At 59.0% G+C, this 15,057-nt stretch carries 19 protein-coding genes; 11 read left to right on the top strand and 8 right to left on the bottom strand.

Going from position 1 to position 15,057, the window contains the following annotated elements; translation table 11 throughout:
* Nucleotides 1-106: 106 nt before the first annotated feature.
* Entirely contained in the window at nt 107-1,042 is a 936-nt protein-coding gene (locus CKW30_RS05725) for a DMT family transporter (protein ID WP_095180234.1), read from the bottom strand.
* 85 nt (nt 1,043-1,127) lie between these two features.
* Here CKW30_RS05725 and CKW30_RS05720 point away from each other — a divergent pair, with 85 nt between their 5' ends.
* The gene (locus CKW30_RS05720; RefSeq protein WP_056789270.1) at nt 1,128-1,691 is read left to right on the top strand and encodes a helix-turn-helix domain-containing protein; all 564 of its coding nucleotides are present in this window, start codon (nt 1,128-1,130) and stop codon (nt 1,689-1,691) included.
* On the top strand, nt 1,692-3,095 hold the full coding sequence (locus CKW30_RS05715) for an FAD/NAD(P)-binding protein (RefSeq protein ID WP_095180233.1): 1,404 nt from the start codon (nt 1,692-1,694) through the stop codon (nt 3,093-3,095).
* A gap of 202 nt (nt 3,096-3,297) precedes the next feature.
* On the opposite strand, the gene ppnN is transcribed toward CKW30_RS05715, so the two are convergent.
* Nucleotides 3,298-4,671, bottom strand: coding sequence for a nucleotide 5'-monophosphate nucleosidase PpnN (gene ppnN / locus CKW30_RS05710; RefSeq protein ID WP_056789275.1), 1,374 nt, complete (start codon nt 4,669-4,671; stop codon nt 3,298-3,300).
* 223 nt (nt 4,672-4,894) lie between these two features.
* Between ppnN and CKW30_RS05705 the strand changes: the two genes are divergently transcribed.
* Nucleotides 4,895-5,422 (top strand): DUF3087 domain-containing protein, encoded by a 528-nt coding sequence (locus CKW30_RS05705; RefSeq protein WP_095180232.1) that lies wholly within the window; start codon nt 4,895-4,897, stop codon nt 5,420-5,422.
* Here CKW30_RS05705 and CKW30_RS05700 read toward each other — a convergent pair.
* The gene (locus tag CKW30_RS05700) at nt 5,419-5,805 is read right to left on the bottom strand and encodes a DUF2784 domain-containing protein (protein WP_041480792.1); all 387 of its coding nucleotides are present in this window, start codon (nt 5,803-5,805) and stop codon (nt 5,419-5,421) included. The two genes, CKW30_RS05705 and CKW30_RS05700, sit on opposite strands and share 4 nt — an antisense overlap.
* A 129-nt stretch (nt 5,806-5,934) precedes the next feature.
* Here CKW30_RS05700 and CKW30_RS27275 point away from each other — a divergent pair, with 129 nt between their 5' ends.
* Entirely contained in the window at nt 5,935-6,078 is a 144-nt protein-coding gene (locus CKW30_RS27275) for a hypothetical protein (protein WP_164488351.1), read from the top strand.
* 44 nt (nt 6,079-6,122) lie between these two features.
* Here the strand turns inward: CKW30_RS27275 and CKW30_RS05695 are convergent, their stop codons facing one another.
* Nucleotides 6,123-6,395 carry a hypothetical protein gene (locus CKW30_RS05695; RefSeq protein ID WP_041480791.1) on the bottom strand — a complete coding sequence of 91 codons (273 nt, stop codon included), beginning with the start codon at nt 6,393-6,395 and terminating at the stop codon, nt 6,123-6,125.
* A 263-nt stretch (nt 6,396-6,658) separates the two neighbouring features.
* Nucleotides 6,659-7,339 (bottom strand): SOS response-associated peptidase, encoded by a 681-nt coding sequence (locus CKW30_RS05690; protein ID WP_041480789.1) that lies wholly within the window; start codon nt 7,337-7,339, stop codon nt 6,659-6,661.
* Between the two features lie 198 nt (nt 7,340-7,537).
* Between CKW30_RS05690 and CKW30_RS05685 the strand changes: the two genes are divergently transcribed.
* Together CKW30_RS05685 and CKW30_RS05680 are read left to right on the top strand one after the other, a co-directional pair.
* On the top strand, nt 7,538-8,437 hold the full coding sequence (locus tag CKW30_RS05685) for a polysaccharide deacetylase family protein (protein WP_095180316.1): 900 nt from the start codon (nt 7,538-7,540) through the stop codon (nt 8,435-8,437).
* 105 nt (nt 8,438-8,542) lie between these two features.
* Nucleotides 8,543-8,785 carry a DUF1652 domain-containing protein gene (locus CKW30_RS05680; protein ID WP_016775073.1) on the top strand — a complete coding sequence of 81 codons (243 nt, stop codon included), beginning with the start codon at nt 8,543-8,545 and terminating at the stop codon, nt 8,783-8,785.
* 3 nt (nt 8,786-8,788) lie between these two features.
* Here the strand turns inward: CKW30_RS05680 and CKW30_RS05675 are convergent, their stop codons facing one another.
* Nucleotides 8,789-9,151 (bottom strand): NUDIX hydrolase, encoded by a 363-nt coding sequence (locus CKW30_RS05675; RefSeq protein ID WP_095180315.1) that lies wholly within the window; start codon nt 9,149-9,151, stop codon nt 8,789-8,791.
* Nucleotides 9,152-9,369: 218 nt separating this feature from the next.
* Here CKW30_RS05675 and CKW30_RS05670 point away from each other — a divergent pair, with 218 nt between their 5' ends.
* Nucleotides 9,370-9,567 (top strand): DUF2188 domain-containing protein, encoded by a 198-nt coding sequence (locus CKW30_RS05670; RefSeq protein ID WP_095180231.1) that lies wholly within the window; start codon nt 9,370-9,372, stop codon nt 9,565-9,567.
* A gap of 64 nt (nt 9,568-9,631) precedes the next feature.
* On the opposite strand, the gene CKW30_RS05665 is transcribed toward CKW30_RS05670, so the two are convergent.
* Nucleotides 9,632-9,871, bottom strand: coding sequence for a hypothetical protein (locus CKW30_RS05665; RefSeq protein WP_041480783.1), 240 nt, complete (start codon nt 9,869-9,871; stop codon nt 9,632-9,634).
* Between the two features lie 184 nt (nt 9,872-10,055).
* On the opposite strand from CKW30_RS05665, the gene CKW30_RS05660 reads away from it, so the two are divergent.
* Nucleotides 10,056-10,391, top strand: a complete 336-nt coding sequence (locus tag CKW30_RS05660) for a hypothetical protein (RefSeq protein ID WP_041480781.1) — start codon at nt 10,056-10,058, stop codon at nt 10,389-10,391.
* 189 nt (nt 10,392-10,580) lie between these two features.
* Nucleotides 10,581-11,186: a DUF6338 family protein gene (locus CKW30_RS05655; protein ID WP_016775068.1), complete on the top strand. Its 606-nt coding sequence runs from the start codon at nt 10,581-10,583 to the stop codon at nt 11,184-11,186.
* Between the two features lie 140 nt (nt 11,187-11,326).
* Here the strand turns inward: CKW30_RS05655 and CKW30_RS05650 are convergent, their stop codons facing one another.
* Complete coding sequence (locus CKW30_RS05650) at nt 11,327-12,226, bottom strand: LysR family transcriptional regulator (RefSeq protein ID WP_095180230.1); 900 nt, start codon at nt 12,224-12,226, stop codon at nt 11,327-11,329.
* Between the two features lie 119 nt (nt 12,227-12,345).
* On the opposite strand from CKW30_RS05650, the gene CKW30_RS05645 reads away from it, so the two are divergent.
* Together CKW30_RS05645 and CKW30_RS05640 are read left to right on the top strand one after the other, a co-directional pair.
* Nucleotides 12,346-13,713, top strand: a complete 1,368-nt coding sequence (locus CKW30_RS05645; RefSeq protein ID WP_095180229.1) for an MFS transporter — start codon at nt 12,346-12,348, stop codon at nt 13,711-13,713.
* Between the two features lie 30 nt (nt 13,714-13,743).
* Nucleotides 13,744-15,018 carry a glucarate dehydratase family protein gene (locus CKW30_RS05640; RefSeq protein WP_095180228.1) on the top strand — a complete coding sequence of 425 codons (1,275 nt, stop codon included), beginning with the start codon at nt 13,744-13,746 and terminating at the stop codon, nt 15,016-15,018.
* The last annotated feature ends 39 nt before the right edge of the window (nt 15,019-15,057 follow it).

Below are 15,057 nucleotides of genomic sequence, written 5' to 3'. Positions count from 1 at the left end.
AGGATGTCTCAGAATCCTACAAAGTAGTCTGGAATTTTGTGTTTGGCGTTGTTTCAGAGGCAACAATGGTGCGGCGCTTTCGCGAGCAGCCAGAAAAGATTGCGGGTCACGCCTGCGTTTCCCGCTCCAGCTCAGCTTCTGCCTCGGTGGTCCTTCCCTTGGTCTTCAACTCACTGACAATCACCGCCGCCACAATCAGCCCGGCGCCCACCAGTGCAATCGCCGGCAAGCGCTCTCCGGCAATCCGTCCGACAATCCCGGCCCACACCGGTTCACCGGCATAGATCAACGTCGCCCGAGTCGGCGAAACACTCTTCTGCGCCCAGTTCATCGCCACCTGAATCGCCGCACTTGCTGCGCCCAGACCCAAAGCGGTCACCAGCAACAACCAGGAAAATTCCGGAATCACTTCACCGGTCGGGACCACCAGCAAGAACGACAACACCGCCGTCACCGCCAGTTGCACCACCGTCACCCGCCGCACATCAACCTGTCCGGCGAATGTGCTGATCAAGATGATCTCGGCCGCAATCGCAACGGCGCTGATCAAGGTCGCGATTTCTCCGGGACTGAAATTCAACGCCTCCCCCGAGGGGCCGGACAACAACATCAGTCCGGCAAACGCCATCATGATCCCGATACTTGGCATCAACCCCGGACGCCGTCCCAGAACCAGCCATTGCAGCAGCGGCACAAACGGCACATACAGCGCGGTAATGAACGCCGACTGACTGCTCGGAATACTTTGCAGCCCGACTGTCTGAAGGCCGTAACCGAGCATGATCGCCACGCCGATGAACGACCCGGCCTTCACTTCGAACAGGGTCAGTTCGCGCAGATGACGCCAGGAGAACATCGCCACGATCGCCGCCGCGGCGGCAAAGCGCAGGCCGACAAAAAACATCGGGCCGCTGACCGTCATGGCATGTTGCGCAATCAGAAACGTGCCGCCCCAGATCATGGTGATCAGCACCAGCACGCACTCGGCTTTGCTGAAGCGGGAAAAGCGGATTCGGGACGCAGAATTGTTTGGCGACATCATGACCTTGCGCACATTAAAAGGGAGGCCGCACAATGCCGCCAACGTTGCGCAGTATACTGCCCAACCCCACCGAGTGAGCAATATAGTGCACAAAGATTCGACCCAGCGAGCCTCCGTCCTGCAACACGTCAGCCAGAACGTTCGACGCCTGCGCCATGCGGCGGATATGAGCCAGACCGCGTTGGCGGAAAAGTCCGGGGTCAGCCGACGGATGCTGGTGGCGATCGAGGCAGGCGAAAAGAATGTCAGCCTGACCACGCTTGATCGCGTCGCCGAAGCGCTCGACGTTGCGTTCAGTGATCTGATCCAGGCGCACGATGCGCGCGACCCGAGCCGGATCAATGAGGTTGCCTGGGCGGGCACGATTCCCGGCAGCAGAGCCGTGCTACTGTCCAAAGCCACCGCGAGCCGCGAAGTCGAGCAATGGGAGTGGTGCCTGCAACCGGGCGAGGTTTATCCGTCGCAACCGGACGCCGATGGCTGGAGCGAGCAGATCTACGTATTTGAGGGTTGCCTGACGCTGATGCTCGGCGATCAGCCGCAGTACATCAACAAAGGAGAGTTTTTCATGTTCGCCAGCAATCAACCGCATGCCTACCGCAACGATGGCGATGTGGCTGCGCGGTTCGTGCGTAATGTGGTGATCTGAATGGAGCAGCCTGCGGAAATTCTGATCATCGGCGGCGGCCTCAGCGGCACGATGCTGGCGGTGCAGTTGCTACGTCTGCCTGGACAACGGAGAACTGTGATCATCGAGCCTCGTCCTGAACTGGGCCGGGGCGAGGCTTACAGCGCAGTCGAGTTGGGACATACGCTGAACGGCAACGCGGCGCGGATGAGCGTCGATCCGGATAATCCTGATGATCTGACGCAGTGGCTGACCGCGCATATTGCCGGCGGCGGCTGGCCGGAATCTGCCGAGCAGGACGTGCCGGTCAGTGAGCTGTTTCCGCCGCGCGGCCTTTTCGGGGTCTATGTGCAACAGCGTCTGGCTGAGGCCCGGGCGGTGGGCGCGCTGCAAGGTTCGACCGTTGAACATATTTGTGCTGAAGCCGTCGACTTGCAAAGCGGGACCGGCTCAATGCAGCTCACCTTGAGCGATGGCCGGATTTTGCGTGGATCGCTGGCAGTGCTGGCCACTGGCATGTTTCCCGCCGCCCGCACGCCGCAGACGCACTCCAGTGGCCTTAATGCCGCCGCGCTTGATCCCTGGGATGTGGCGGCCATGCGCGAACTCGACCCGCAGTCCACCGTGCTGATCATCGGCTCCGGTCTGACCATGGTCGATGCCGTGGTGTCGCTGGAGCAGGCCGGGCATCGCGGGCCGATCGAGGTATTCTCCCGGCATGGCCTGCTGCCGCACGTGCGCCGTCAACCGCCGGCCTGGGTGGATTTTTTGGCAGCAGATCACAGCATCCGCACGCCACGCCAGTTGGTGCGCGAATTGCGCCGACATTGTCGCGACGCAATCGCCCAAGGCATCGACTGGCAGGCGCCGCTGGATACGGTTCGCGCGCATATCGCACGGTTGTGGAGTCAGGCGACTGACGTGCAGCGTCGACAATTCGTACGGCATGTACGGCCATGGTGGGAGAGTCACCACCATCGTTCGCCGCCACTGAGTGCCGAGTTGATCGAACGGCTGCACAAGGAAGGACGCTTGCGCATTCACGCCGCGTCATTCAAGGGCATTGAGCCCGGCGCTGGCGATGCTGTGACCATTCGCATCCGTCCTCGGGGTGAGGCTGAAACATCTAATGTGAGTGGTGCGGCGCTGATCAACTCCAGCGGTATTGAATACGACTGGCGGCGAGTCGCACGACCGTTGCCGCAGCAATTGCTGGCGCGGGGATTGGTGCAACCGGGGCCGCTGGCGCTGGGGATCACAGCAAATGACGGCGCAGTGGTAGATGCCGAAGGGCAGGTAAGTGCTCGGTTGTTCGCCATGGGCCCGCCGTTGCGCGGGATGTGGTGGGAGAGTACGGCGGTGACGGACGTCGCTGCGCAGGCTAAAGCGTTGGCTTGGCGGTTGGTGGATAGCCTGAGAGACTGATGTGTTTTTCTTGGGCCTCTTCGCGAGCAGGCTCGCTCCCACAAGGGGATTGAGGTTGTGACTACAATTTGCGGCACACCATAAATCCTGTGGGAGCGAGCTTGCTCGCGAAAGCGTCATCTGATTCAACGTCTCTGTTGAATGAAAGACCGCTATCGCTGGCAAGCCAGCTCCCACATTGGGCTTTTGTGACGGCTTGAGATTATGCGACTACCCGGTAGCAAGGCACATACGCCGCGCCACCCGGAAGTTTCATCCGGTGCTGGGCGACGAAGGCTTTGAGCAGTGCATCAAGCGGCTGCATGATCGCCGCATCGCCACGGATCTGATACGGCCCGTGCTCTTCGATCAGGCGAATGCCCTTGTCCTTGACGTTACCGGCGACGATCCCGGAAAACGCCCGACGCAGATTGGCGGCCAGTTCATGCGGTGGCTGGTCGCGGTGCAGTTTCAGGTTGGCCATGTTTTCGTGGGTCGGATCGAACGGACGCTGGAAGCCCTCATCGATCTTCAACAGCCAGTTGAAATGGAACGCATCGTTACGCTCGCGGCGGAACTGCTTCACCGCTTTCAAGCCTTGAGTCATCTGCCGCGCCACTTCGGCCGGATCATCGATGATGATCTCGTAATGCTGTTTGGCTTCTTCGCCGAGGGTCGCGATGACAAACGCATCCAGCTGTTCCAGATACGGCGCGGCATGCTTCGGCCCGGTGAGGATCACCGGGAACGGCAGACCTTCATTGTCCGGGTGCATCAGGATGCCGAGCAGGTACAGGAACTCTTCGGCCGTACCGGCGCCGCCCGGGAAAATGATGATGCCGTGGCCAACACGGACGAAGGCTTCCAGACGTTTTTCGATGTCCGGCAGGATCACCAGCTCATTGACGATCGGGTTCGGCGCTTCGGCGGCGATGATGCCTGGCTCGGTCAGGCCGAGGTAGCGACCGCCGTGAATGCGTTGTTTGGCATGGGCAATGGTCGCGCCCTTCATCGGACCTTTCATCACGCCAGGGCCGCAACCAGTGCAGATGTCGAGGCTGCGCAGGCCCAGTTCGTGGCCGACTTTCTTGGTGTATTTGTATTCTTCGGTATTGATCGAGTGGCCGCCCCAGCACACCACGATCTTCGGCTCGACGCCCGGGCGCAGGGTGCGCGCGTTGCGCAGCAGATGGAACACGTAGTCGCTGATGCCTTGGGAATTGCTCAGGTCGATGCGTTGGCTGTCGAGTTCGTTCTCGGTGTAGACGATGTCGCGCAGGGCGCTGAAGAGCATTTCGCGGGTGCTGGCGATCATCTCGCCGTCGACGAACGCGTCCGCCGGAGCGTTCAGCAGCTCCAGGCGTACGCCGCGATCCTGTTGGTGAATACGGATTTCGAAGTCCTTGTAGGCTTCGAGGATGGTCTTGGCATTGTCGACATGCGCGCCGGTGTTGAGGATGGCCAGGGCGCACTGGCGGAAGAGGGTATAAGTGCTGCCGGATCCGGCTTCGCTCAGTTGCTGGACTTCACGTTGAGAAAGGGTTTCCAGACTGCCTTTCGGGCTGACCGAGGCATTGATTACGTGTCGTTGGGTCATGCAGTGATCCTTAAAACGATGTCATCCACAACGCAGCGGATGGCATCCGAATAGTGTGTATCCATGAATGAAGATGGCACGATCTGCGCTATACCGCCATGTCCCCGTTGGACGCTGAAAAGATGAAAAGGAGCCCCAGCATAGCTAAAACCCGGTGCGATGCGATAATGCGCCGGCGAGTTTTTTCCGTTGCGCGTTTTGTCACTCAAGGAAGTCATTTTCGATGTTCGAGATTCAGCCGATGGACCCCGCTACCTTTCGTCAGCAGACCCGCCGCAGCACGATCATCATCGCCGTGCTGTTTCTGCTGCTGGCCATGCTGTTTTCGTCTGTCGCGGTGGCGGTATTTGGCGAGCCCGATGGGGATAATCTGCGATTCAACGTGGGCGGGGTATTTGTGGCGTTTCTGCTGACGGCGGCGCTGTTGCGCGGACGTTTCTGGCATCAGACCTGGATGGCCCCGGCGGTGTACAGCTGGCGCCTCAAGCGCAATCTGATGAGCATCACCAATGTGATGCATCAGGTAACAGCGGCGGCGCAGAACAACGATCCGACGGCGATGAAGGTGTTGCGTTTCTACCACTTGGGATTGCTGCAGATGCATGAGCTGGACGGCAACTCCAGCGATCATGGACAACTGCGTGACGAAGTCGCACAGCACAAGGCGCGGATGCAGGCGCTGGGCCTTGATCCTGACCAGCCACGCTTCGATCCGCAGTGGCTGGAAACGTTGAAACCGGCCTCGCGTTAAAACGGAATGCGCCGGGCCCGGCGCAGTTTCCACGAGCGCAGCAGTCGTGCGTACACCAACAGGTTGACCGCCAGTACCACGCTGCCAAGTGCCAGTTGAATCTGCGGCGTCAGACCGGCCGGGTAGATGATCGGCCAGATGTAATGCTCAATGAAACCGCCGGCGTATTCGGTCTGCCCGGCCGCGTGGCGCATGAGGTTTTCCCAGTAGGTCAACGGACAAGTCAGGTGCAACACCTCGACCGCTACGCCCCAGGCAGCCGCCGGCAGGTGCAGCCACATCAACCGTGGCCAGCGCAGCACCAGCAGCCCGCCGAACAGTACGAACAAGATGAAACACAAGTGAAACAGCACCAGCCCGTCGGCGGCGATTCGGTACAGCATGGCGTCTTCCTGACGTAAGGGGAGATGGCGCTATGGTACGCCGCGCGGGACAAAATGCGTTGGTGAATCTGGGCGCGCAAAAGTGTTCTACCCTTTAACGATCATCAACTGTTCTGAGGTGAGGTGCACATGGCAACTGAGCAAACGCGCGCGGAAGATGATGAGCCAACGGAAGAAGAAATCGAGCAGCAGAAGAGGCAGGAAAAAACCTGGAAGCATGATGACAGCCGCGAGCTGTCGGACCGCGATCAGGAGCGTCCTCTGAAACCTTGAACAGCGCATACGAAGAGCCCCGCATCAGCGGGGCTCTTCGCGTTTCAGAAGTCTTCCAGCTGCGTGAAATCCGGGTAGGTCGCTCGATACCCCAACGTTCGATCGATCCACGCATTGAGCTCATTGACCATCACCGGCGGATGGCCGGGATAACCCTCGAGGGTGCTGCGCAGGGTGCGTTCGATATCGGGCACGCTGTGCAGGTTTCGGGTCTTGATGTAATGGCCGATAAAACAGTCGAGTTCCAGGCGTTCTGTCTTGGACAGATGGACACACTTCAGGCCGCTGACCTGTTTGATTGCAAAATCGTCGCTCACTTATTTCTCTGCAAGGCTTGAAAGTTGTTGATGGATTCCTGATTTCTTTGACTCTTTGGTCAACTGGTATACCAATCGGAAAGGCGGCGCGCATGCTATCCGCAGCGCGGGGAAATGTATGTATGACTGTCGAAATGTCTGACAGGCGGTTGATTCGCTCAAACGGCTGTTTTATGGGGGTTGTATCGCGGTTGAAACACTTTTTGTAACGCGCGGGATTCAGTGACGGGCTCGCTTGATTAACGCAGCAGTGAAGTAATTATTTAGTCGACTCGTTCTATCAATTGCGCACCTTGATTACGCGTATTACCGACCGCTTTGCCGACTTTGTACCATTCGAAGGCATCACTGGGCTCGCCTTCAAACAGCAGCATCTGCTCGGCGCGTTCCAGCGGCGTAGCCGGATCAAGCCATTCCCGAGCCCGCGTCGAATCGAAGACCACTGGGCGGCGGTCGTGAATATCGAGCAGGCCGCCCAGGCTGTCAGCGGTGATGATGACGAACCCGTCGTCCTCCCTCGGCGCAACCCCCGGTGCCGGAAACTGGCCGATACCAGCACAGAAAACCGGAGCCTGATCCGCCCGACGAATCAACCAGGGCTGTCGGGATTTTTCCCCGGTATCAACCCATTCAAACCAGTTGTCGACCGGCACAATTAGCCGCTGCCGCCAGATCGCCCGGAAGAACGCGCCATGGGCGACTTTTTCCACCCGTGCGTTGATGGGCGCGGCACGATCCTTGGCCCAATGCGGCCGCCAGCCCCAGCGCAGATTGTCGGCATGAATAGCCTGTTCGTGCTGATGCAGAACCGCCAGCGCAGTGGTGGGCGCTGCGTTGTAGCGATTGAGCGGCGCATCGCCAACGTGATTGATCAACGCATCGGGGATGCTGAGCACCGCGACGAAATCGTGAATCCCACGGTACTGCGTGAGTCTTCCGCACATGGCTGAAATCTCCTTGAGGAAATTTGAGTCTAGTCGGACATGCCGACGTGCCTGGCCGATGACGCACTGGAACCAGCACCGGAACCAAACCCTGTGTACCTTATCCAACCTGCGCTCGCGGATAGCCGCGCAGGGATGGACAAAGGCGAGGGAGGTTTGCCATTCGACAACACCACGGCCGCGGCCTCGGGGCAAGACATGACATCCGGATGCAAACTTCTTTGTGTTGCGCTCATCGCGCTCGGTCAGGCCGGTTGCATCGCCGCGCCGATTGAAATGACCACGCAAACCGAAACGCGCCTGAAGGCACAGGCCCCCGTACGTTTTCTGCTGACGTTTGACGATGGCCCCAGCGCTTCAGGATGGTGGAATCCCACGGCGACGGTGCTCGACAGCCTCAAAAGCAATCCGCTGCAGGCAGACATCAAAGCAGTGTTTTTCGTGCAGACCCGAGCACCCAGGGCAGGCGACAGCGAGATCGGTCGCAGCCTGATGCGTCGTGAGCACGCCGAGGGACATATCCTCGCGTTTCACACAGCGACTCACTGGCACACCAACCACCGCTCGCTTGATCCACAAGAACTGGAGCAGTCGCTGACCGATGGCAGTGCTGACATTGCCGCTATCACCGGGGCGCCGCCCAAGCTGTTGCGCCCACCGTTCTGGAACTACGACAAGCGCACATTTGCGGCCTATCAAAAACACGGCTTGCACGTCTTGCTCACGGACCTGAGTGCCAACGACGGCAAGATCTGGGGCTTCAACGCCAGCCCTCGGCGTCGGGCGAACATGCTGCGGCAGTTATCGGAAGTGCGCGAGCGCATCGCGGTGGGTCAATTGCCGACCGTGGATGGCGTGATTCCGGTCGTGGTGACGTTCCATGATCTCAATCGCTACACCGCGCGCCACACTCGCGAATATCTGCAGATTCTGCTCGATAGCGCGGCGGCGAGCGGGGTCAGACTCGCCGACAAGCCGTTCTACGACGATCAGGCCGCACTGGAAAAAGCCGCGTTGGTGCGTACGGTTCAGCAAAGCGCTGAGCCGGTGAATCTGCCCGGTATGTGGAACTGGATCTGGGATCATGATGCGCATTGAATGACGTGAGTGAGTTGTGATCGGCTTGGCATTCCCGAGCGGGCAATTAACAGACCGTGGGTCTATGATCGATGGATCGATTCTCCGCCTGCGAGGCGCCCGCCCATGCTTGCCATTGCCGATATTTGCCGGATCGTCGAGTCAGGCTTCCCCACGTTCAAGTGTGATTGCACACCGACCGGACAAGGTCTGTTGCGGATCAAGGTGTATGAGCCGGGCAGTGGGCGTGTCGAGTTGTTGCTTGACGGCGTTTCTCCCGAACATCTGGTGACGATTCGCGATATTTCCAATTTCATCGGTGAGTTGCGCACGGAAATCAGCGCCGGTCGCCGGGCGTTCGCCGGCTGATCGTTATAAACGCCGTTGAAAGGCCTGCACGATGCGCCGTGTCGCGTCGTTGGTTTCAAGATTGTGCAGGTCATCGAGCGGATACCAGATGCAATCGACGATTTCATTCTGCGGGCGCACATCGTCGAGGTTGACCACCGACGCCTCATAAACGTGATGTCGCGTACTACCCGCCTGCAGATCCATCAGATACAGGACGTCCTCGGCATTCAGCCCGGTTTCTTCTTCCAGCTCGCGAACGGCAGCCGCCGCGCGGGTTTCCCCGGGCTCGATCTTGCCTCCGGGCAGCGACCAGTGATGGCGGGATTTGCGCACCAGGAGGATATGCCGATCCTGTTCGCAAATGACGGTAGCGCGTACTTTCATGAATGCCCTGTTGATGTGCGTCATAAATCTGTAATCAAACTGCAATATTCGAGCCGCAGGCGGTTTTAAAGTTTCCTTCTTGATTCGGAGCCATTTGCATAGCAAAAAGTGCCAGTGAATTGACATGTGCCACGGTGAATCCGGTTCACACCGCAGCGGGGAGCGGGTGTAAGGTAAGCCCGTACACCGAAAACACCGTTGACGAAATGGAGGTGCTTATGAGCATTCCAATGCTGAACAAGCTGCGCATGAACGGTTATGACGTGCTAAGCGTGAACAACGGCCCATGGCGGGTCTGCACCCTGGGCGACCGGTTGGCGTCATTCACCAGCAGGGAGGAAGCGATGGCCTATGCGGCGGCGCTTCCCGGTTACAAAAAGCGCTCCCGGCAGGGTCAAAGCCACAATGGCGGTTGAGGCTGTGTAACGAAAGAGCCCCGGTCTTGACCGGGGCTTCTTATTTGTGGCTTTGGAACGCTTGTCAGTGCACCTTGATTCGGCTGATGGTCCGGGCTTTTACCTCCTTGGCATAGATCTGCAATCTCTCTTCGTCGCTTTGCAGGATTTCGCACGACCGCAACACGGTCTGGGCGTCTGCCTCGTTGCCGGATTTACGCAGTTGTTCAGCGATGCGCTTGAGATCGACCGCCGACCATCTCAGGTCCGACGCCACGCTTTGCAAATCCCGTTGAAGTTCGTGTTCGTATTCATTGAGCCGCATGATCACCTCCTGAACGTTCTCGGAAGAAAAGAGTAGTCGCATTTCCCCGGATGCGGCCAAGTCATCTGACGCCCGGCTGAACCGATGTGAAAAATTGTCCAAACGCCGGTAACGGCGGGTTGCCACGATGGATGTGCAAGCGGTTAAACGGTACATTCAGCTTTTTTCCGCACAGGTAAACAACATGCGCGTATGGATCGGCAGTCTGGCACTTGCTCTGTTGACGGGGTGCTCGTTACCGGCGTCGCTGGTGCCGGGCGAGCCAAACCTCAGCAAGACCAGTGACAAGCCACCCAAGGAATATGCTGCGTGTTTGTTACCGTTGTGGCAGAAAGACGTGGCCAAGACTTCGCAGACGTCGATTTCCAACGGCTACCGGATTACCGCGCCGAGCATTATCACGGCGGATGAGATTCTCGATATCGTCAAATACAAGGACGGCAGCAAAGTGTCCCTCTATCAGGGGCCGCCGTGGGCCAAGTCCGGGTCGCTGCGCCAATCGGTGCGTGATTGCCTGTAACCGGGCGTCCGGATCTCAAAAAAGGCAGACACCGAAGTTCGGTGTCTGCCTTTTTTCATCGGATGGAGACTCCAGTCAAACGCTCGCAATGAGCTGTGACAGTTGCCCGCGAGGCGCAGCAGGATCCTTGACTAGGCTTTGAATGTCGGCCCGTGACGGGTTCGGCATGACTGAAAGGAGCCTCGGATCATGGATGATCTGGTCAAGGACATCATTCCGCTGTTGCAGTACCTCATCCCCGGGTTTCTATCGACCTGGATCTTCTATTCACTTACGGCATTCAAGCGACCGGATACGTTCGGCCAGATCGTGCAGGCGCTGATATTCACATTTGTGATTCAGGGCGCGGTGTTGGCGGTGGGCAACCTCTGTTTGTGGATTGGCTCGAAGGGTTTTTCATTAGGAAACTGGGATGATCGGGCGCAAACGCTCTGGGCATTTGTGTTTTCGCTGATGCTGGGATTGTTTGCCTGTTACCTGGCTACGAGTGACAAATTGCACGGCTGGTTACGTAAGCGAAACGTCACGAAACAATCTTCTTTCCCCAGTGAATGGTTCTGCGCCTTTGCCCAATTCGACCGGTTCATAACCCTGCATTTACATGACGAGAGGCGCGTGTTTGGCTGGCCTGTCGAGTGGCCGTCCGAATCCAGTTGCGGCCAGTTCGTGATGCAGAATCCACGTTGGGTCAATGACGATGGCAAGTCGACTCCTTTTGGTGCCGAAATTTTGCTGATAGATTCCGCGCAAGTTAAGTGGGTTGAATTCAGCCCGGTATCAGAGGGTTCATCATGACGACTGCAAGAGCACCGCGACCAATGCCAAAGCAATACGAACGCCTGTTCACAGGGCCTGACGGCAAGCCGCTGGAGGAGCCGTTGATCAAAGCCCCGAGCGCTCCGCCTCCGCTCAAATACAGGTTGCCACAATAATTTTCAGCCCCAACCCTGCACCACCGCCCGGCGAATCGCCTCCAGCAACATCGCGAACGCCGGGTTGTCATTGTTCTCCCGCCAGATCAGATGCAGTTCGCTTTGCACCCCTTCGCCCAGATCGATCTCGCGAAACACCACATTCCTGAACACCACGCTGGTAGCGCAACGCGGTACCAGCGCCAGACCCATGCCAGCGTTGACCAGCGCCAGAATCGTCAGCGACGAGCCCAGCCACTGCACGTAATCCGGCGCCACCCGCGCTGAGCGTAGCGTGCCGGTCAACAGTTCGTTGAACGGCGGATAGGCTTCATGGGAGTACATCAGGAACGGTTGTTTATCCAGATCAACCACTGACACCTCAGCTGCATTGGCCAACCGATGCCCGCTCGGCACTGCCAGCACAAATGGTTCGCGCACCAGGCATTCGGTGGCATAGCCCGGTTCCTGCAATGGCGCCCGTGCGATGCCCAGGTCGATACGGCGAGCTCGCAACGCCTCGTGCTGTTGATAGGTGTTCATCTCTGCCAGATCGATTTTCACCTGGGGCTGTTTAAGTCGCGCTTCGGCGATCACCTTGGGCAGAAACTCATACACCGCGCTGCCGACAAACGCGATGTTTACCGAACCAATATCGCCCTCGGCAAACCGGCGTGCGGTGATCGCTGCTTGCTGGGCGCGCTCCAGCAGATTCTGCGCTTCAACGAAAAATGCCCGGCCTGCCGACGTCAGCGCAACGCTGCGTGTGCTGCGGGTGAACAGCTCGACGCCAAGGTGATGCTCCAGCAACTGGATCTGCCGGCTCAGCGGCGGCTGCGTCATGTTCAGACGCTCGGCGGCGCGGCGGAAGTTGAGTTCGGTGGCGACCGTGGTAAAGCAGCGCAGTTGGGTGAGTTCGAACATTGATCTAATCCAGGTATCAATCGAATGCCTGTTTAGATTAGACGGGATCAATGCACGACGTCCATGATCGGCTCATTGCTTCAAGTCATCCCTAAAAAAACAAGATCGGGAGTCGCCCCTTGAAAACCCTCCAGAGTCCGCCGGACATCACGGTGCTCGCCCGCGCCGCCGCCAAGGTCAAACGCCACGTACTGCCGCTGTTCGTGGTGATGTTCATCGTCAACTACATCGACCGGGTCAATATCGGTTTCGTGCGCAGTCATCTGGAGACCGATCTGGGCATTGGCGCAGCGGCTTATGGACTTGGCGCCGGACTGTTTTTCATCGGTTATGCGCTGTTCGAAGTGCCGTCGAACATGCTGTTGCAGCGCTACGGCGCGCGTGTCTGGCTGACGCGGATCATGTTTACCTGGGGCGCTGCGGCCATGGCCATGGCTTTTGTTCAGGGCGAAACCAGTTTCTACGTACTGCGCTTTATTCTTGGCGCGGCTGAGGCCTGGTTCTTCCCGGGAATCATTTACTACTTCACCCAATGGCTGCCAGCGTCCGAGCGCGGCAAAACCATGGCGGTGTTCCTTAGCGGCTCGGCGATTGCCTCGGTCATTTCCGGCCCGGTGTCCGGTGCGCTGTTGCATATCAGCGGATTGGGCATGCACGGCTGGCAGTGGATGTTTCTGATCGAAGGCGCTGCGTCGGTGGTGCTGTGTGCTTTCGTCTGGTTCTGGCTGCAATCGCACCCGCGCCAAGCCAAGTGGCTGAGCGAGGAGGAGCGTGAAGCGCTGGTCGCGGCGATTGCCGAGGAGCAGCGCGCTCGCGAAGCGGTACAAGTCGCCAAGCCGTCGATGTTCAAGCTGTTGGCCGACCGGCAGATCGCGCTGTTCTGCTTCATCTACTTTTCCATTGCCCTGACCATCTACGGCGCAACCTTCTGGCTACCGAGCATGATCAAGAAGATGGGCAACCTCGGTGATTTCCAGGTCGGGCTGCTCAACTCCATTCCGTGGATCATTTCGATTGTCGCCATGTACGGCTTCGCGGCGCTGGCCGGCAAGTGGAAATTCCAGCAGGCCTGGGTCGCGCTGACCCTGGTGATCGCCGCCATCGGTATGTTCATGTCGACCACCGGCGGGCCGGTGTTTGCCTTTGTCGCGATCTGCTTCGCCGCCATCGGTTTCAAAGCGGCGTCGGCGCTGTTCTGGCCGATTCCGCAGAGCTATCTGGATGCGCGCATTGCTGCGGCGGTGATCGCGCTGATCAACTCCATCGGCAACCTTGGCGGCTTCGTCGCGCCGACCGCGTTCGGCATCCTTGAACAAACCACCGGCTCCATCGAGGGCGGCCTGTATGGCCTGGCGGCGACATCGCTGATCGCTGCCGTGGTGATCTTCTTCGCCCGCACGGCGCCTGGCGCCAAAGATAAAACCCCGGCAAAGCCAAGTGACGAAGCCGCCGTTGTGGCGCCGGCTCGTCCGGCTGCGAGCCACTGAATCGATTGTTGATCTGTCAGGAGCGTTATCTTGAAAATCACCCGTGTCAGCGTCACCCCGATTGCCTTTCGCGATCCGCCACTGCTAAACGCCAGCGGCATCCACGAACCCTTTGCCCTGCGCTCGATCATCGAGATTGAAAGTGACAACGGCTACATCGGCCTCGGCGAAAGCTACGGCGATGCCCCGGCGCTGGCCATCCAGCAACAATTGCAGAGCCAGTTGATCGGCCTCGATCCGTTCAACCTCAATCAATTGCGCGCGATCGTGCAGGCCACCGTGGCGGCGAATAAACCCGCCGGCGTCGCTGGTGCCGAACTGGCCCCCGGTTCCCACGCCAGCAAAGCGGTGAGCAATGCCTACTCGGCATTCGAAGTGGCGTTTCTCGATTTGCAGGCGCACTACCTGAACGTGCCGCTGGTGGACCTGCTCGGCGGGGCGATCCGCGATGAAGTGCCGTTCAGCGCCTACCTGTTTTTCAAATACGCCGAACATATCGACTCCCCCTACAAGCCGGACAACTGGGGCGAGGCGCTGAGCGAGCAACAGATCGTCGCGCAGGCAGCGCGGATGATCGAGGCGTACGGTTTCAAGAGCATCAAGCTCAAGGCCGGCACCTTGCCGCCGGAGCATGAGGTGGCATGCATCAAGGCACTGAAGAAAGCCTTTCCGGGATTTCCGCTTCGCATCGATCCGAACGGCAACTGGTCGCTGGAGACGGCGATTCGCATGGCCGAACTGCTCGGCGATGATCTGCAGTATTACGAAGACCCGACCCCGGGCCTTGATGGCATGGCCGAACTGCACAAGCGCACCGGTCTGCCCTTGGCGACCAATATGGTCGTCACCGATTTCGACGAGTTCCGCCGCAGCGTTGCGCAGAACAGCGTGCAAATCGTCCTCGCCGACCACCATTATTGGGGTGGCCTGCGGGATACGCAGACGCTGGCGAAAATGTGCGATGTGTTTGGCCTCGGCGTGTCGATGCATTCCAACTCGCACCTGGGCATCAGCCTGATGGCCATGGCGCACGTCGCGGCGGCGGTGCCGAATCTGGATTACGCCTGCGACACCCACTACCCGTGGCAGGAGCCGGACGAGGAAGTGATCAAGGGCGGCAAGCTGCCGATTGTCGATGGCTGTGTGAAGATCAGCCGTGCGCCGGGGTTGGGGCTGGAACTGGACCATGAGCAACTGGCCAAGCTGCATGACCAGTACCTGACGTGCGGGATTCGCCAGCGCGATGATGTGCGGCAGATGCAGCGGTACAAGGCGGATTGGCGGGCGGTCAAGCCGAGGTTTTAAGTTCGTTGCGACTGGCTTCTTCGCGAGCAGGCTCGCTCC

The sequence above is a fragment of the Pseudomonas sp. Irchel 3F6 genome, assembly GCF_900187595.1.
GTDB classification, from domain to species: domain Bacteria; phylum Pseudomonadota; class Gammaproteobacteria; order Pseudomonadales; family Pseudomonadaceae; genus Aquipseudomonas; species Aquipseudomonas siliginis.
Note: the sequence above shows the minus strand (reverse complement) of the source record. Positions and strands in the feature narration are given on the sequence as shown.